This is a genomic window from Paraburkholderia sp. XV (assembly GCF_020177535.1).
GTDB lineage: Bacteria > Pseudomonadota > Gammaproteobacteria > Burkholderiales > Burkholderiaceae > Paraburkholderia > Paraburkholderia caribensis.
In genome coordinates, this window is the sequence record NZ_JAGUUD010000001.1 from 126010 (window position 1) to 143285 (window position 17276).

Annotated in this window: 18 protein-coding genes and 1 pseudogene; 12 read left to right on the forward strand and 7 right to left on the reverse strand. The window is 59.1% G+C overall.

Annotated features, from left to right (window positions below):
- Nucleotides 1-5 precede the first annotated feature (5 nt).
- Both KFO72_RS00720 and KFO72_RS00725 read left to right on the forward strand, forming a co-directional pair.
- Nucleotides 6-929 (forward strand): phage Gp37/Gp68 family protein, encoded by a 924-nt coding sequence (locus KFO72_RS00720; protein WP_225031125.1) that lies wholly within the window; start codon nucleotides 6-8, stop codon nucleotides 927-929.
- Nucleotides 930-1020: 91 nt separating this feature from the next.
- A complete protein-coding gene (locus KFO72_RS00725; protein ID WP_225031126.1) occupies nucleotides 1021-1692 on the forward strand; it encodes a Lar family restriction alleviation protein in 672 nt (223 codons plus the stop codon).
- 3 nt (nucleotides 1693-1695) lie between these two features.
- Here KFO72_RS00725 and KFO72_RS00730 read toward each other — a convergent pair whose 3' ends face one another.
- A complete protein-coding gene (locus tag KFO72_RS00730; RefSeq protein WP_225031127.1) occupies nucleotides 1696-1959 on the reverse strand; it encodes a transposase in 264 nt (87 codons plus the stop codon).
- 395 nt (nucleotides 1960-2354) lie between these two features.
- On the opposite strand from KFO72_RS00730, the pseudogene istA reads away from it, so the two are divergent.
- Together istA and istB are read left to right on the forward strand one after the other, a co-directional pair.
- Nucleotides 2355-3817 (forward strand): annotated as a pseudogene (istA, locus tag KFO72_RS00735) (IS21 family transposase).
- Entirely contained in the window at nucleotides 3814-4635 is an 822-nt protein-coding gene (gene istB / locus KFO72_RS00740; RefSeq protein WP_225031128.1) for an IS21-like element helper ATPase IstB, read from the forward strand. Before istA ends, istB begins: the two are co-directional and overlap by 4 nt.
- Nucleotides 4636-4710: 75 nt before the next feature.
- Here istB and KFO72_RS00745 read toward each other — a convergent pair whose 3' ends face one another.
- Nucleotides 4711-5853: an integrase domain-containing protein gene (locus tag KFO72_RS00745; protein WP_225031129.1), complete on the reverse strand. Its 1143-nt coding sequence runs from the start codon at nucleotides 5851-5853 to the stop codon at nucleotides 4711-4713.
- Nucleotides 5854-7017: 1164 nt separating this feature from the next.
- Here KFO72_RS00745 and KFO72_RS00750 point away from each other — a divergent pair.
- From KFO72_RS00750 to KFO72_RS00765, 4 genes are all read left to right on the forward strand, one after another.
- The gene (locus KFO72_RS00750; protein ID WP_225031130.1) at nucleotides 7018-8034 is read left to right on the forward strand and encodes a PRTRC system protein D; all 1017 of its coding nucleotides are present in this window, start codon (nucleotides 7018-7020) and stop codon (nucleotides 8032-8034) included.
- A complete protein-coding gene (locus KFO72_RS00755; RefSeq protein WP_225031131.1) occupies nucleotides 8031-8390 on the forward strand; it encodes a hypothetical protein in 360 nt (119 codons plus the stop codon). The genes KFO72_RS00750 and KFO72_RS00755 overlap by 4 nt, the downstream gene beginning before the upstream one ends.
- Before the next feature lie 106 nt (nucleotides 8391-8496).
- Nucleotides 8497-8652, forward strand: a complete 156-nt coding sequence (locus KFO72_RS00760; RefSeq protein ID WP_225031132.1) for a hypothetical protein — start codon at nucleotides 8497-8499, stop codon at nucleotides 8650-8652.
- Entirely contained in the window at nucleotides 8652-8912 is a 261-nt protein-coding gene (locus tag KFO72_RS00765) for a hypothetical protein (protein WP_225031133.1), read from the forward strand. Before KFO72_RS00760 ends, KFO72_RS00765 begins: the two co-directional genes overlap by 1 nt.
- 404 nt (nucleotides 8913-9316) lie before the next feature.
- Here KFO72_RS00765 and KFO72_RS00770 read toward each other — a convergent pair whose 3' ends face one another.
- The 5 genes from KFO72_RS00770 to KFO72_RS00790 all read right to left on the reverse strand — a co-directional run bounded on the left by KFO72_RS00770 (nucleotide 9317) and on the right by KFO72_RS00790 (nucleotide 13055).
- The gene (locus KFO72_RS00770; RefSeq protein ID WP_225031134.1) at nucleotides 9317-10456 is read right to left on the reverse strand and encodes a primase-helicase zinc-binding domain-containing protein; all 1140 of its coding nucleotides are present in this window, start codon (nucleotides 10454-10456) and stop codon (nucleotides 9317-9319) included.
- A 243-nt stretch (nucleotides 10457-10699) separates the two neighbouring features.
- Nucleotides 10700-11281 carry a single-stranded DNA-binding protein gene (locus KFO72_RS00775; protein WP_225031135.1) on the reverse strand — a complete coding sequence of 194 codons (582 nt, stop codon included), beginning with the start codon at nucleotides 11279-11281 and terminating at the stop codon, nucleotides 10700-10702.
- A gap of 13 nt (nucleotides 11282-11294) precedes the next feature.
- Nucleotides 11295-12128 carry a hypothetical protein gene (locus KFO72_RS00780; protein ID WP_225031136.1) on the reverse strand — a complete coding sequence of 278 codons (834 nt, stop codon included), beginning with the start codon at nucleotides 12126-12128 and terminating at the stop codon, nucleotides 11295-11297.
- 8 nt (nucleotides 12129-12136) lie between these two features.
- Nucleotides 12137-12565: a hypothetical protein gene (locus KFO72_RS00785; RefSeq protein ID WP_225031137.1), complete on the reverse strand. Its 429-nt coding sequence runs from the start codon at nucleotides 12563-12565 to the stop codon at nucleotides 12137-12139.
- 127 nt (nucleotides 12566-12692) lie between these two features.
- Complete coding sequence (locus KFO72_RS00790) at nucleotides 12693-13055, reverse strand: hypothetical protein (RefSeq protein WP_225031138.1); 363 nt, start codon at nucleotides 13053-13055, stop codon at nucleotides 12693-12695.
- 481 nt (nucleotides 13056-13536) lie between these two features.
- Between KFO72_RS00790 and KFO72_RS00795 the strand changes: the two genes are divergently transcribed.
- The 4 genes from KFO72_RS00795 (at nucleotide 13537) to KFO72_RS00810 (ending at nucleotide 17261) form a co-directional block, all read left to right on the forward strand.
- Nucleotides 13537-14253 carry a nuclease-related domain-containing protein gene (locus KFO72_RS00795; protein ID WP_225031139.1) on the forward strand — a complete coding sequence of 239 codons (717 nt, stop codon included), beginning with the start codon at nucleotides 13537-13539 and terminating at the stop codon, nucleotides 14251-14253.
- Between the two features lie 371 nt (nucleotides 14254-14624).
- Nucleotides 14625-15869: a hypothetical protein gene (locus KFO72_RS00800; protein WP_225031140.1), complete on the forward strand. Its 1245-nt coding sequence runs from the start codon at nucleotides 14625-14627 to the stop codon at nucleotides 15867-15869.
- A gap of 35 nt (nucleotides 15870-15904) precedes the next feature.
- The gene (locus tag KFO72_RS00805; protein WP_225031141.1) at nucleotides 15905-17092 is read left to right on the forward strand and encodes a FlhC family transcriptional regulator; all 1188 of its coding nucleotides are present in this window, start codon (nucleotides 15905-15907) and stop codon (nucleotides 17090-17092) included.
- The gene (locus tag KFO72_RS00810) at nucleotides 17082-17261 is read left to right on the forward strand and encodes a hypothetical protein (RefSeq protein WP_225031142.1); all 180 of its coding nucleotides are present in this window, start codon (nucleotides 17082-17084) and stop codon (nucleotides 17259-17261) included. The genes KFO72_RS00805 and KFO72_RS00810 overlap by 11 nt, the downstream gene beginning before the upstream one ends.
- The last annotated feature ends 15 nt before the right edge of the window (nucleotides 17262-17276 follow it).

Here is a 17276-nt window from a genome sequence, read left to right on the forward strand (position 1 = left end):
GTTTCATGGGAGCATCCACTGCAATCGAATGGACCGACATGACGTGGAGTCCGTGGGAAGGCTGCCAGAAGGTCGGCCCGGGCTGCGATCATTGCTACGCCGAGTCGATGAACCGTTGGCTGCGCCGCGGCGAAAACTGGGGGCCGGGGGCCGTTCGACGGATCTACAGCGACGATCACTGGGTAAAGCCTCTGCGCTGGAACGCGGCGGCAGCAAACACCGGCCAGCATCTGAAGGTCTTCCCCAGCATCTGCGACCCGTTCGACAATGCGGCACCGCGTGGCCAACGTGAGCGCTTTGCGAACCTCATCGTTAACACCCCGCAGCTCATCTGGATGTTGCTCACAAAGCGGATTGGCAACGCCGCGCCGATGCTCACGGATATGTTTCCCGACGGCACACCGTCCAACGTTTGGCTCGGCGCGACAATCGTCAATAAAACCGAAGCCGACCGGGACATCCCAAAACTGATCGACGCGCCGACGGCCACCCGGTTCCTGTCAATGGAACCGCTGCTCGGTGCCGTCAACCTGTACGACTGGATCGGTCCGTGGGGCCAACCGGTTGAGTCGCAGGCACCGCCGATGATCGACGGCATTTTTGTCGGCGGTGAGAGCGGCCGCGGCGCGCGCCCAATGCATCCATCATGGGCGCGATCGCTACGGGATCAGTGTGTGGCAGCTGGTATCGCCTTTCATTTCAAGCAATGGGGCGAGTGGGCGCCCGGTAATAGTTCTTCCGGCAACGATTTGATCGACCGCGATAGGCAGAAAATCGCGAGTGGCTTTTTCGATTACGACGATCAGTGGAATCCCCTCGGCCCGAATGCCTTTCGTCAGACCATGGACCGAATCGGTAAAAAAGCCGCCGGGCGCCTGTTGGACGGCCACTTCCACGATGACTTTCCGCCAATTATTATCGCCCATTGAATAAAGGTGCTTTCTAAATGTAAATCCGGCTTTTCGCACGACCATTGTCCAACGATAATCTGAACAAATAATGGAACGTGCGAAACCGGAAATGTACGAGCAACTCTATCCTTGCGATCACTGCGGCGGCCGCGGCACCGTGGGGTTTTCCCAGCGTGTCGTCGCGGAAATCGGCCAGACGGGCTTCGACTATGGGCAATTCGGCCGTCATGCCGGCCCGCCCAAAGTGGGCGACACGTTGCAAAGGCCGCCCTTCGCACCACAAACCGAGAAGTTGGTCTGCATCTATTGCGCAGACTGCGAGATGTCAACGCCGTGGGTGGCCATCGGGGACGACGAGCACGCGGCGATGGACAAGGCCGCGAAGATCTGGAACCGACGTCTTGACCGCCCCAAGGTTACCGAAGGCGACTTGCGCGATCTGATCGAGAAGGAAGTCGGCGCGTGCGACATGCACATGGTCATCGACATGCTTTCGCGAAACGACGAGGACTGGGAAACCCGCGGCCCGATGTTCGCCATGCTGGCCCAGCGGCTTGTCGATGCGAGCGTTTCGACCATCGATAGCTGGCCAATCGATCCTGTCCTGCGAGACGCCGCCCGATATCGGAAGCTTGTCCAGCTTGTAAAATGGGTTGATATCGACGGCGAACGATATGTGCAGTTTCCCAAGATCCCGACCCCGCGCGAACACGATGATTGTCTGTTCGAGGACCGCATTGCGCTTGCTGTTGACGCGATGCCGGACCGGGACCGCTGGTAACCCTCACTGGCCAAGGTCGGACGCTATCACTTTGAGTGCCGCGTCCAATGCGCCGGACTTGCGCCATTTAAGCCAGCGGTTGTAGCACGTCTGTTGCGGCGGGAAGCTCGCGGGCAAATGCTGCCACGCTCCGTCGCTTTCCCGAATCCACAAGACGGCTTCAAATATCTGACGCACGGGCGCCGCCGCACGCCCACCTCCTGCCTCGTCTTCGCTGTCGACCAGAAACACGGACACCTTGCTCCACTGCTCGTCTGACAGATTCATCAAACTCCCCCGGATCTCTCTTCGTTATCTTTGCCGCTCTCACGGTCGATCAGTATGCATCCGACGACGAAGAAAAAAAAGCCGACTCAAAGAGTCGGCTTGCTAAAAAGTTCCGGCACATTCCGAGGGCCGATGCCAGAACCTGAGAGATGATTCATTGTGACTGGTCGACGCCACCTGCAAACAGGCGTATGACACATTAAATTGCAGGTCATTCCAGAACAGGCACGCATTCTAGTGGACCGCGACAATCATGTTGGCCGGTGTGGCGGCAAAGGTTTTGGCCGGTGGGGAGGAGTCGGAGGCGGCGTAGCCGCCGGAGACTTCTCCCCACCGGCGGCGCCGAGTCGGCTGGGCTCTACGATGGCTGATCGAATAAGAAAGCGATCAGCTACATGTCTGGAACCCGCATTACCGACCAACAGGTTCGCCTCTACATGCCGCCGCCAAGGCCGGCATCAGTGTCCGCAGCGCGCGCCGCATAGAACGAGACGCCTTACTGCCATCCCAGAAACCTCGTCGTTACTGGCGTTCCCGTCCCGATCCCTTCGCCGACGTCTGGGATACTGAAGTCGTTCCGATGCTCGCGAACGCACCGCAACTTCAGGCGGTCACGATCCTGCGCAAGCTGCAGGACGATCATCCAGGGGAGTATCCCGACAGCACACGCCGCACACTCGAGCGACGCGTGCGGCACTGGAGGGCGACGTCCGGCCCATCGCAGGAAGTCTTCTTCCCGCAGTTGCATGAGCCCGGCGCACGCGGCCTGTCCGACTTTACCGACATGGCCGAACTGCGAGTGACGATCGCTGGCGTGCCATTCGAACACCGGCTGTACCACTTCGTGCTCGCGTTCTCGCGCTGGGAATACGCCAATGTCGTTGAAGGTGGCGAGAGCTTCGAAGCACTGTCCATGGGTTTGCAAAACGCACTATGGCAGGCCGGGGGATGTCCGCGCGAGCATCGCACCGACAGTCTGTCGGCGGCGTTCAGAAACCTCGCGGACGAAGACGACTTCACGGTGCGCTATGCGGCGCTGCTTGAGCACTATGGCATGACCGGGACCCGCAACAATCGCGGCCTAGGTCACGAGAACGGTAGCGTTGAGTCATCGCATCGCTATCTGAAGGAAGCCGTCGACCAGGCGTTGATGTTGCGCGGTCACCGGGACTTCGTCGATCGTGCGACCTATGACGAGTTTCTGCGCGAGGTCGTCATGCGTCGCAACCGGCGTAACGCAGCGGCGTTCCGCCTTGAGCGCGAACAGCTCATGGATCTGCCGTTAAGGCGCACCACAGACTTCGTCGAGGAAGAAGCACGCGTCACACGCTGCAGCACCTTCACGGTACGCGGCATTCTGTACAGCGCGCCATCGCGACTGATCGGTCATCGCCTGAAGGTGCGCGTCTACGGTGACCGGCTCGACTGCTATCTGTCGGGTGCGCTGGTGCATACCACCTCGCGAGGCTCGCGTGGCGGCGACAACCGCCACGCGCTGAATTACCGACACTTCATTGAGAGTCTCAAACGCAAGCCACAGGCCTTCAAGGGGCTTGCGTTTCGCGATCAGCTGTTTCCGCGTGAGGCGTATCGCCGGACGTGGGAACAGCTGGAGGCGAGGTTGACGCAGCGCGAGGCATGCAAAGTCATCGTTGGATTGCTTGAGCTCGCCGCGCTCGATGGCGTCGAGGCCGTGCTGGCCGCGCGCCTCAACGCGCTGCTGGTTGACGGCAAGCTGCCTGATCTGAAGGCTTTACGCGAGGAGTTCGCGCCGCGTCACGCCGATTGCCCAGTCGTCAATGTTGAGATGCCACCCGCAAGCAGCTATGACGACCTGCTCGGCAAGGAGGTCGCATGAGCACGCCCGCTTACGATGCCGGCCGTCTTGCCTTGATGCTCAATGAACTGCGCCTGCCGACCATCGCCCGCCTGTGGCCCGAGTTTGCGGAGCGCTCCGACAAGGAAGGCTGGCAGGCCACGCGGCTGATCGGCGCATTGCTCGAACACGAACTGGCCGAGCGGGCCAAGCGGCGCATCGAACGTCATCGTGCTGAGTCGCATCTGGACCCGACCAAGACGATCGCGACCTTCGACTTCAGCATGGTGCCGATGGTTTCGAAGGCCCACGTCATGGCGCTCGCGACCGGCGATTCGTGGCTTGAGAAAGGCGCCACGGCGCTCCTGTTCGGCCCGCCCGGAGCCGGCAAAAGTCATCTAGGTTCGGCCATCGGACACGCGTTGATCGACGCCGGCTACCGGGTGCTGTTCACGCGTACCAGCGAGCTCGTGCAGAAGCTGCAGGCTGCACGTCAGAGCCTGCAGTTGCCTTCAGCTCTTGCCAAGCTCGACCGCTTCGACCTGATCATCCTGGACGATCTGTCATATGCCCGGAAGGATCAGGCCGAAACCAGCGTGCTGTTCGAGCTGATTGCCGAAAGGTATGAGCGCCGTAGCCTTCTGATCACCGCCAACCAGCCGTTCTCGGGCTGGAATGACGTGTTTCCTGATCCCGGCATGACCGTCGCTGCAATCGACCGGCTCGTCCATCATTCGACGATCTTCGAGATGAATGTCGAAAGCTACCGTCGACGCACCGCCAGCGACAAACAGAACAGCCGGCGCCGACAATCATCCGGCGACAATCAACAACAAGGAGCGACAACCATGACCGGATAACGATCGACAATCATCCCGGTCGACCGGCCAAGATGGTTGTCGGTAAACCGGCCGTGCTGCTTGACGCTGTCCATTCTAGCGTCGATCGGCCGACGCTCCAAGAATCCGATAGAGCGCCTGCCGTGATATGCCCAGCGCCTTTGCCGCGTGACTCTTGTTTCCCTCCGCACCTTTGAGCGCTACTCTCACCTCGTCATCGGTCGGCAACGCTTTCTTCAACCGATCCTGCATTGCGAACGTCGACAGGTATGCGCCAGACTTGGTCAGGCGGGAGTGGCCGGCAGCTTCGACTACTCGGCGCATTGCTTCTTCGTGTAGTTGCGGGTCGGGGCGCGCATCTGCCCGCTTGATCGGCGCCGGCACACCGGCCGTCTCCTCGTAGAGCGTCTGTAAATACTCATGCCGAAGACCATGACTGGTGATACCGATACCCCGCCTGGTGACGCCGTGTTTCTCCAGGACGTAGTAGTACCAGTCTCTCCACTGTCGCAGCGTGCGATCGGCGGGCACCGTTGAACCCGTCTGGCCGTTGCTGAGCCGCGCTGCCTCTACGAGGATACCGATCTTTGTTTCGATAGGAACTTCGCGTGGACGCCCGCCCTTCGTGCCGCGCGTCACCGCCAGTAACCTTGGATTGCGGGCCGCCTCCGCAGGCCGAAGCATGAAGCTCTCCTCGATGCGTAATCCGAACGCCGCCTGTAACTTCAGTTGAACCGCCGTATAGGGGCACGTCTGCGCGATCTCATCGATCTTCGCCACCGCATCGACGCCGTGGGCGGCCCAAGATTTATCTTCCGTTGCTACGTAACTTCGCTTGAGGCCCAGGGCGTCCCGGTCTGCATACTCGCCTAGCGATCCGATCAGATTTGTCTTGCCCATCCATTGCGCGAGCGCGCGAAGATACGTCAGCTTGTTCTCGATGGTGCCGCCACTCTGTCCTGCAGCGATCCACTTATCGACCAGATGCTGTACATGCTTGTGCTTGAGGGACCACGGCGTCTGCAATGCGAAACCGCCGTCGCGCAGCTCCTTGAAAGCCTTGCAGAGTTTCGCCGCGCGATATTCCTGCGTCTTGATCGACAGCGCGCGATTGCTGATTCGCGTCGTGCTGTGAACGCGCGAAACGTTTTCGTCAAAGAGTTTGAGCATCGCATCCCGGAATTCAGGACCGAAGCCGTAGCTGTTAACGATTGCGCGCACGTTGAGAATTGCGGCCATCCGATACTCCTGAGCGGCTTTGCGCCGCGATGCTTCGTTTTCCACCACCGGCGCGCTGACCGCGACATCCCTACCTGATGCCGTTACCCGGTCATGCGTGCCTGCCCGCTTTTGCCGCCACAGTGGCGGTTGCGCCGAAACCCCGTCGCGTGGGTATAGCCTTCCGGTCCTTTAGCGATTCCATCCGATCGGCCAGTTGCATGGGAAGAACATGCATCCGACTGTCCAACCTGCTGCTTGCCGGTCCGAGTCGCGCTTCGCGCAACCCACCACCGACGTATTCGCGCGGAGCATCTCTGCCGTCGCGCTGCGCGGAAGTACCTCCCGCACGTTGCAGCTTCGTGGCTACCCTGCCAGCACGACGCTTGCGCGCCTCGGAGCCGGTTCCGCTTCGCGGTGTCTCGACCCCGTGCCAACTGCCGGGCAATACCTGTACGCGTTTTTTGAACGGCCGCGCGCGCCGTGTCCTCCTCCGTCAGGGAATCGCGATGATCCGGCCTGTGCCGATCCTCGCAAGGCTTCCCCCGCCCCCAAGCACGTTCATCCTTGCCGCTGTGTGTCGGGCAAGTCGAACGCACCCAGCCGTAGCTGTAAGGGCGTGTACAGACGCTGCTGAGTTGCGGAAAGTGCCCGGTGTCCGGGCTATCCACATGTCCTCAACGCGCCACAACGCGGCAAACCGCCGCCAATCGTATGGATATCGCAGTGTCCGGGTGTCCTCAACGTGGATCACCAGGCACTTGATCTACTTCAGAAAAAGGCCGCATCACTGTGCGGCCCGGTCAGTGGGGTACTTCTGGCCCGTTGCGGGCGTGGGGTATAGACGCGCGGGTGCCTTGCACTCGCATTCGATGCGTCAGAGACGCGGTAGGTGTTCCTAGGATAGAGGCGAACACGCCATCTTTGTCCGCCGAAAGCTGGGCAGAACCGGTCGGCTTTCGCTGACTTGACTTTGCTGGGCGCTCGATAGACTGGAAACCAGGCAGAACTGACAGAAAACTGTTAGTTCGATCCGATAGACCCGACTGAGCGACTCAAACTGACACTTAAGTGTCAGTTATCTGATAGTTCGTCGCCCCCGCGCGACGCGGCGACTCAAACTGATACTTATCTGTCAGTTATCTGTCACTTCGACGCGCGGCTCACTCAACGCATGGAGTCATCTTGAAAACTTCGGTCTTCGCAATCGACGTCGGTTACGGCAACACCAAATATGCGCACCGTGCGGCAAGCGGCACCATCGCCACGGGCATGTTTCCTTCTCTTGCGCCGCTCGCTGCCAGTCACGCTCTTTCCGGCTATGGCGATAGCGTGCTCGCCGCGCGCAAGGTCGCAACGATCGTCATCGAGCAGATCGAATACGAGGTAGGCCCGGACGTCTCGCTCACGGCCGCGTATGGCAAAACAGGACGCGCGCTATCCAGCGATTTTGTGTTGTCCGATAACTACGCCGCCCTGCTCTTTGGTGCGATCCACTTCGCGGGCGTCACCCAGATCGAGCGACTGGTGCTGGGCCTGCCCGTCCACAACATGAAGAAGTACTCGGGTGCGTTGCGCGACCGCTTTACTGGCACGTTCGACTACGGCCCGGGTCGCATCGCGATCGACAAGGTTGTGGTGATTCCGCAGCCGCTTGGCTCGCTCGTCGCCGCGTCCGCAAACCGGCAAAGCGAGTTCGGTCGCGATAGCGCTCATCTGGTGATCGACGTGGGCTATTTCACGACCGACTGGGTTTATGCCAACGGGTTCACGATGGATGACAAGCGTAGTCACGGCCTTCCGGGTGGCGCTTCACAGATCTATCAACACATCGCCGGACTTATTAAGAAAGACCAGGACGATCAGGTCGAAGATATCGAACTGATCGACAAGGCGCTTCGTGAGCGCAAGCCATTCTTCTTCTACGGCAACGATATTGACCTCGACCCCTACCTCGAACGCTCGCAGCCTGTTATCGCCGGTGTGGTCAAGGAAATGCAAAACAACGTCGGCCTGCTCACGAACGTGCGCTCGATCATCCTGTCGGGCGGCGGTGGCGCTTTGTATGCGGCAGCCATCCGCAAGGCGTTCCCACGCGTGACGCTCGAAGTCATCGACTCGCCCTGCACGGCCAATGCAAAGGGCTTCCTGATCGTTGGCGAAGCCGGCCTGACCCGTGAGCGCGCGACTGCGAAAGCATGAGCAATAAATTTGACATGAAGGTGGTCATCGATCCGGTGACCACGCCGTTGCTGCACGCGCGTCTTGGTCAGGCAGCTTCGTATCGGGAGAGAGCGGCGCTTCTTCGATCGCTTGCCGAAGCTGCGTTGCGTGGCGACGGCAACGGAACACGTCCGGAATGGCCTACAGCTTTTTCTGTCGGCCTGCCCACGTCAGCCCCCGTGGCATACGAGCCGGCACGCCAACTCGACGTTTCTCCTCGCGTTGACCGAGATACGGCGGCAATCAAAGATGACGAACCTGCAACCAACGAAGGGGGCGCGGATCAGGCATTCGACGTCGACCAGATCGGCGAGGCATTTGGGGCGTTCGTCTGACTCCGGCGCTTGACTTCCACGTGGGAATGCGAAGATAGGTTCATCACATCGGTGTTCGCGGCGCACCGCGCCGTGCACCGGTGCAATACTGGAAACTGGAGGAGTTATGCTCGAACTGATGGATATTCTGCACAACGGTCTGCCGCTCAGCGAACCGCGCTCTTGGCTGCTGATCGCCACGGTTGCAGCCGCGTGTGTCGCCGGCTGGTACAGCGGCGACATCGCTGCCTGGTTCACGAACCGGAACAAGGATGCCGACTAATGGATTCGATCGATCGGCTGGTGCCCTACTACAGGAAGTTCACCGCACTGCCGTTTCTCGCACGGCGCGCCATCATCTTCGCGCTCTCGGTCCTCGTCTGGATCATCGGCGGGACGCTGATGAATTTTCATGTCAGCCCCGACGTGTGCGCGTTGATCGTGATCGCAGGCGGCGTCGGCGCGTTGTGGTCCACCGAGCTCTGGCGGCTCTGGAAGCCCTTGTTCTACATCGTCCTGGTCTGCATTGCTGTCATGAAATGAACGGACCGCACAGACGAAAAAAAACGGCTCCCCCAAAATTTCTGGGGGAGCCGTTTTCGCTTTCACGGGATCAATGCGGCCTAGGGGTCGCTGTAACAAGAAGACGGTGCGCGCAAAAATCCCACGCATCCACAAAAGTTTTGTCGCGGCACGCGTATGCGGTATTGCCACTGGCCGTCCGATCAATCACGTCGAACGCGACAGCCTCTGACTTCCCTACCCGCTGGCGGCCACCTTCGGCGCCGTTGGTTGCGACGATTGCAAAGCCACCCACGAGAACCTGAAACGAAGCCATTTCCACTCCAAAGAAATTGGCCCGACGAGACAATCCCCGATGGGGAATATCCCCACCGGGCAGGTTGAATAAATGTGCGGGTCTTGCCGCGTTAGAAAATCGATGCCGCTTACGCGGCGACGTGTTGCGGGACAGCAGATTGCGAGACGCGAGCTACGCTTACCGTCGGGACGTCGCTGGCGAAACGCGCGCACCACTGGTCGGCGTAGTCGGTTCCCCGCACGCGAGGCCGGTGAACAAACACGGTGAAGCCCTCCGACTTGAGCCGCTTCGCCAGTTCGAGACCGCCCGCGACACCTACCGACTTGCCGGTCTTCGGGTCAATGTCGTCAAAGTCCACGAAGATGTGCACGACGCGGATTCCCAGGCCATCCGGGACCACGAACTGGCGCAGCAGGCCGATGTTGAGGCAGTACCACATCGGAACACCGGACTCCATATACGCACCACACGCCGACTCCAGCCCTTCCGCGACACCGATCTCGCCGTCTACCGGCTCCATCAGACGTACTGCGCCGCCCTGCAACGGATTCAGCGTCATGTCGTTCAGCTTGGGGTTAAGGACCTCGCCGTCACCAGAAATGATCGTTGCCTTTGAAGGCGTTGATCGCTCAAGGTACGTGCGGTGTAGCGTTCCAAGACGGCCATCTGGCAACTCAAACCGGGCGAGGATGCCCGGCCAGCTGCCGATGATCTTCTTTTCGTGCCGGTACTCGAGCATGCCGAGTCGCAACGCACGCGACGGCACGAAACGGAGGCCTGGCACACGTGCGCCCAGATAACGCATCGCGAGGTCGCCGCTCGACAGGGGTTTTGCAGAAGCCCACATCGAGTCAAGCCGGTTTGCAATGAAGGTCTTGTCCGCCTTGCGCTTCGGCTTTGGTACCTTGGCCGTCGCAGCGCCTTTGATCGCGCGCGGTGCAGGGCCACCATCCAGTTGACGCATCAGGCGGTACAGTCCGATCTTGCTCACGCGCGTGATCAGCTGGAGGCCGTCACCCGCCATCGCTTTTCCGGAGTTGCATTGACGGCAAACCCAGTCTCCGCGCCCACGCTTGTTATCGTAGGTGAAGCGATCGTCTCCGCCACATACAGGGCAGGCACATGCGTCGCCAGTGAGACGGTCGGCAGGCACGCCATAGCTCACAAGGAGCGAAATCCATTGCTCCGGGGAACGCTCGAAGCTGGCGAGCTTCTGCTGAAGCCACGCGTACTGCTCGGGCGACAGCTCTCTTCCTCTTACAGTCATGAGTCACTCTCCATTAAGTGAGTGGGTTTGGTCGGTGCCTGAGACAGGCGTGAAAACGCGTGCTCAAAAAAGCGGTCCGCGTGCGTGAGCGGGCGGCTTTTTTCAGCAGACGGGGGTTTCGATATGGACCGCTGGCGCAGATGGGGGATGGAAGAACCGCCGCACGACACACCCGTAGGTGTGCCGTTGCGAAGGTGAGGTAATACGGGAGTAGAAGTTAGTGAATGGTGAGAGCTTTCGGGATCAGATCGCAGACCATCCCGCCCTGCATAGATAAGGCCCGAAGGGTATGTCGTCGTCGACCTCATCGAAGCCACCGCCGACGGGTGCTCGCATGCCACCACCACCGCCATGCGAAGGTTGAGGCGGATTGGCGCGAGTTCCGACGCTGTCGGCGGTTCCCGACGCGTTCGCATGCTGAGCCGGTGCCGGACGTCGAGCGTTACCGCTGCCACGCTGTTCGAAGCCGTTCTCGCCTTCATCATCATTGCGACGGCCGCCGAGCATCTGCATCTGGTCTGCCACGATCTCCGTCGAATAGCGGTCGGTACCATCCTGCGCCGGATACTTGCGCGTGCGGATGCGTCCTTCGATGTAGACCGACGAACCCTTTTTAAGGTACTCAGAAACGATCTCGGCCAGACGGCCGAAGAACGACACGCGGTGCCATTCCGTCATTTCCTTGTACTCGCCCGACTGCTTGTCCTTGTAACGGTCAGTTGTCGCGAGTCGGATGTTTGCCACAGCGTCGCCGCTAGGCAGATAACGCACTTCGGGATCAGCGCCGAGATTACTGACGAGGATCACCTTGTTAACAGATGCCATTTGAGTTTCCTCACTATTTAGATATTGACCAGAGCCACTTGTCCCACATTAGCGGCTTGCCGTCCTTCATGATCGGTGTGCCGTCCGTCTGCCGGATGGCAGGAACCTTGACCTTGCCAGTGCGCCGCACCGATACAACGTCGCCGACCACGCAACGACATTCTGCGATCGCTTCCTTCAGGCCTTCTCCCTGGAGGGTTCGCTCACCCGAACTCGTTTCGATATGCATTGCGAACGAGACGTAGTGCCGCCCCTCCCGCTTGCGATCCGGAAACTTTTCTTCGCCCCACGACACGATGCGACCGGTCACTGATGAGGCATCGGCCGGCTGCGCGCGACGTCGGCGCACATATCCCGAGTCGCCAGCTTCGAACGGCTCGTCTTCCGCTACTGCGGGTGCATGAAAGGTGTTACATGGTGTTTCAGGCGTCGGTTCGGCAACCACGTTCGCTACGGCACGGTTGCCCTGGCGGATTGCTGTTGCTATAGCCGACTTAAGCTCGCAACGATGAATCATCACCTGTGACCAGTGCGGTTCAAGGTCGGGCACGATCTTCATGCCGAACTCGGTTTCCTCCGTGTGGTCGTCGAAAGCAGGAGTGAACTGGACGATGTGATCACCCTCATCGACGAACAGATGCGGCGTGTCACCGATCGTTATCACCGTCTCGTTTTGTGCTCCCTGTCCAACGACAGACGGAACAAGGTCCCGATTCGTTGCAGAACCGGCCGGTGGTACCGCGGGCGCGGCGGCCTGGGCAGGAGTCGAAGTGGAAGGCTGGTTGGCAGGTTTGCCGGGGAAGAGATCCGCGAGTACGCGGCTGAAGAGAGTTGCGGTGTTTCGCACGATACCTCCTACAGCAGTGTGCCGAAACACATGCGCTGCAGTTCGCGCAGATCGCGCTCGAGCAGCGGCGTGCTCAGGATTACGTCCTGCATAGTTTCGGGATCGACTCCGTTGACCTTGCAGACGTATACATAAGGTAGTGCGCCGTCCCAGTAACCCATGATCCATCCGAGGGTCGCGCGATAGTCATCGATGTCGACCTTGCGATTGCGCAGTCGCTCGGAGAGCAGGTCAGCACAATCCATCAGCGACTCGGGCATGCTGTCGCCGCGGCGACTATCGCTCGCGAGAGAGATCAGTGCATCGACCATCTTCTCGCGCACTGCGTCGCTCCACAAATGCGGATCGGGGAGAGGCTCGGGCTTGGGAGGGGTGACGATTACCGGCGAGGACTCGCCGAACATGTCCAGCTGCCAGGCAGCCACATGCGGTTCCATGAGATTGCTCCGGTGTTGCCAGAAATCTCATAGCCCGTGTCCGGGAATGGGATTCCCGGCAAGGGTAAAGGTGGGCCGTCACCGAGGCAGATGCCAGGGTGACGGTAGGTTGTGACGGAGACCCGAATTACTGGGTACCGGTCCTAAACGGAAGAACGACGGCCGACTTGGCGTATTGCTTCATCGGCGCCGGTTGGGCAACGCTGTCATTCGATGCGGTTGCAACAGGTACTGGCTGGGCTTTCGCCTGAGCAGCCATACGTTGCGAGGCAGCGAGTTTTTCAGCCTCGACGCGCGCAGCTTCGGCTTCAGCTTCGGCTGCTTCAATTGCCTTCGCCTTTTTCTTCATCTCGACCATCACCCAACGGGCAGCAAGCAGGATGAGGAACCCGGCAACCGCCAGGGAAATCGTCGCGAAGTAAACGACAAAGCACAGGGCGAGAAGCTTGCCTGGCGATTTGATAGCGTCTTTGAAAAGGACTTTCAACATTTTTCTCTCCAGAAAAATCACAAGGGAATGTCCGGACAACGTCCGGTGGTTTCGATGCTCGATGAGCAAGGAAACTTGGCGCGAGGCGCTTTCGTCCGGGCCCGTTGGAGGCGCGCACGGAAAAGCCAGCGTGCTGAGACAGGAAACGAGGAAGGGAATGAAGACGCGTCTGTACCAACGACGCTTTCGATGCGTCGAGACGACGCTAGAGATATAGCGAGATTACCGCCGCGAGCAGGGTTAGTTTGTCCGAATGCTCACGAACTTCATGCAGCTTAAACTGCTTAAACCACTAAAAGGCGGCCTTCCTCTGGCTAGGAACGAACCGGCTCACGGTCTTAACCCGAAAAGCTCCGGGAAACCATATAGCTTTTCGAGTTACCCACTATTAAACGCGTGCGTCCCGGCCGCCCGAACCCGCGACTTGACTTTGAATTCAGCCTGGCAAACTTGACTCATTACCTGATTGGAGTCGTGAGTCATGAATACAAGTTGGGTGCTCCTGATCGGAGCGTTGCTTTTCATTTGGCGCTGGGCACGGCGAAGCGGCTTTACGTCGACCGAGCGACAGTCGACTGCCCCTGTACTGCGCAGCGATATTCGTGGAGAGGAAGGTGAGCGCCGGGTCTATGAAGAGTTGCTCGACGCTCTGACATGGCTATGCGGCGAAAACTTCTTTCTCCATCCCGGAGCCTTGCTGCTCAACCATGCTCCCGGTACCGCCTATCCCACCGCCGAGGTTGACCATCTGGCGATCACGCCTTTCGGCATTTTCCTCGTCGAAACCAAAAACTGGTCTGGCTTGATCGAGCCTGGTCCTGATAGCGGCACCCTGATACGTACCGGATCGGACGGCAAACGGGAGGCCCGAACGTCCCCCTTGCGGCAGAACCGCTCGAAGGTCGCGTTCCTGCGCTCAGTCCTTCCCGCTCTATGGAGAATTGAAGGGGTCGGCGTATTCGCTAGCAACAACTGTGTGCTATCCCCTTCCTTGCCCGCCACCGTCATGCGTCGAACGGACCTCCGCGAATGGCTGCGCGGAAGACAGGCCCGCCACGCGATAAGTGGCTCTGCTCGCATCGATGTTGCCAAGGCCTGGCAAGCGATCCAAAGCGTCGCGACTATAGACGAAGCGGCGCTTAGATCGCACCGGACAAACTTGAGGGTTAACCCTAAAAAAGTAACGATTCTTCCCTAAAGTTTCTGCCGATTATGCCGATTCTGAACGTTTGCGCCCGCAAAATCCTCTTGCTTTGTCATCAAAGCGGCACGTTTTTGTGCAGCTTTCCGGACTGACGAGATGAAAACGAAGCGTATTCTGGGCTGGGGTTCCGGGGAACTCATACCAACGAATAAAAGGTCGCCCGTCCAGAACTCGAATAGACACGATCCGACAAGAAGGTACATAAGAAGGATGAAAGAGATTCGCATCCGCATACCGAGGGTCTTTCCGGCCGAAAGCTCCCTCGCCAATACGAGCGCCTTGCCCGCCCGAGTGCCTTTCCGCGGCCAACGGGCCGCCCTGCGACCCGCTGACGCGGCACCCCACGTACTCGAGGAAATCAAAAAATGAGCAATCGCAAGGAACTCCAGAACACCAACGAGCCAGACTTCGATCCGACGCGGTCCGAAGGCCCCGAAAGCGCGGGTGACCTCACGGATGCTGGCCCGACACCGCTCGCTTTCGCCCATATACCGGACGAGCAAGAGATCTCTAAGACAGTCCGGATGTTTTTCGGCAACGCAGTCCCTGAATCGTTGCGGGCCATCATTGCAACCGAAAGCATGGAGATTGCGCATTCGACCCGGAAGATTCTTGAAGAGCATATGCACATTGGGTGCATTCTCTTCGGTCTTCGCAGCCGCATTGAAAGCCACTTCGTCGCCGTTCAGGGCGACACGCGCCACATTCGCAACAAGGCTGCCGAGCTTTTCTACAAATACGTGGAGAAGCTTTTCCGGAAGAAGCACGACACCGTCAAGGTCTACATCCGCATATACCTGCGATTCAGTTCGAATGCCGGAGCCATGGAAATGCTCGGGTATACCGACATGCACATGCTCGTTAGTCAGGACGATGAGGTGATCGACGCTGTCCTCGAGGCAAAGCGTAAAGATCCGGAATTGGGCAAGCGGGAAATCAAGAAGATCATCGAGAACTACAAGCTCAAGCTTGAGGAAAAACAGGCGAGCCTTGACGTCGTGAATAGCCAGTTGTCGGAAGTGGTTGGTCAACTCGACGACGCGCGACACGAAAACCAGTATCTCTCTGAAGAAACCAAACAGCTTCGCTTGCTGGTCGAGCAGGACAAGGAACGAAACAAGAAGACGATGGTTGATCTCGACGTTGCTAACCGGTCGGTAAGCACGATGCACACGGAGATTACCAAGCTTCAGCAGGAGCGGACCAACCTGTTACGCCAGCTGACAGAAGCTGCTACACGTGTGGAAACAAAGGAAGTGATTGTCAGCGGACCGACCGAGGACATCAAGCAACTGCAGGCTGCGGCCCAAGGCCTGATGGATCAGGTCAAGGCAGCAACGGAGAAAAGGGAAAGTCTTCTTGCAGAAGTCGCTGCGCTTGAGGAACAACGGAAAGAACAAGTGGCTGCGATCGAATCGAAAGAAGCGATCGAACGAAGCATCAAGGAACTGATGGCAGACTTTGGCTCGTTCATGCAGAAGTACAAGACGACGCAGCTGCTGGTTACCGCAGGGGGCTCGGTTGCGACATTCTCCGACCTTTTCGCAGCATTTGCCGATCACGTCGGTAGCTTCCACCAGGAGTTGCTGGCAGCAGCCCGCGCGGTCTAACCGCCTCGCGTCCCAAGTTTTGAGAGAAACAAGTAATGAAGAACAAAGAAAATTACCGCGCCGTTGACCGCCTTTACGTCCCTGATTGGCTTACCGACCAGATTCACGTCGCCAATTTTAGTATGGTTGACCATATGAAGTGGCTGTTGCAGCAAGACAGCCGCTTCAACGAAGTATTCAACGTCAATCTCGAAGACCTCGAGCAGCTCCAGCTTAATCAATCGTCGCTGCGTAGCCTGTTGCGCGCACCATTCATGATGGTTGAACCAACACTGCAATCTATCGAGGACTGGCGGTGCCTCGTCGATGGAACGGCAACCACTGTTGCTGTGGACATCCTCCGGCGGAAGACACCCGATCTCGACGCCTTGGCGTCGTACGCGGTCGGGCATCAAAACGTCGCTTTCCTCTCGTTGGCGACACAGATCCTCAACATGAGTGTGTTGGCCGCCCCTCTGCTAGGCATCACAACGGAAGTGGCGCAATACCTTCTGTCGGTCCCGTCCTATCGACTTCACCTCGCGTTGCAGCGGATGAACGGCTTGCCGCTGTTTCGCTGGCGCTTCAACAGCCAGTCCTTCTGGTATGAATTCATGGGCAGTAATCTGTCCGACGAGATGATCGCGCATCAGATCATGTCGACGTCGCCTGCAAGAGTCGCCGACCTGCCGATGGATGCGCGATGGGGCGATTTGCGGCTCGGCCGTACAAAGAACGAAGCGTTCGCCGGCGCGCTGCTCGCGTACGGATTGCGCGCATCGACCGCTACGGCACTGTTCAATCTCAATCAAAACCAGATGCGTATGCTTTACGCGAAGATTCACGGTAAGAGTTCGCCATGCGGCAACACGGCAAACTCGCTGCTCTGGTTCGTCGAATCTCCCCAACATCGACTGCATGCCACCGTCTACGCGTGGATGTATCGATCAGCTGTCGCGATGGGTGCCCTTCCGCCGGAGGCATTGATCGCAACCAACGACATTTACGATCGCCTCTTCGGCGGAAACCGTGCTATCTCCGCTGACCGTGGCTGGTACCTTATCCGCGCAATGGCGGCCGACACCCGGCTCACCGTGGCACCTTGCCGCACGTGTTCGACGCACTACGTCGTTTCCAACAACGACGCGAAGATCGAAATGCACAATCGCTTCACCTGCCCCGCCTGTATGCAACAGCTCGGAATGAAGCGGCGCGCTCCACGGAGAAAGGCGAATGAGGCCTGAAGTCGCTGCGAATGACCTGCCCGCTGGCCTTGTGATCTTCAGCACAGATGGCAAGGCCCAGTTCGGATGGCGCAATCCCGAGACCGGTGAATTCCACGCCGAGGATGACGGACGCGTGATCTCTGATGCAGTCGGCGCGGTTTCGTGGGCCGCCGGGATCATGCATTAGACCAGGACGATTGCT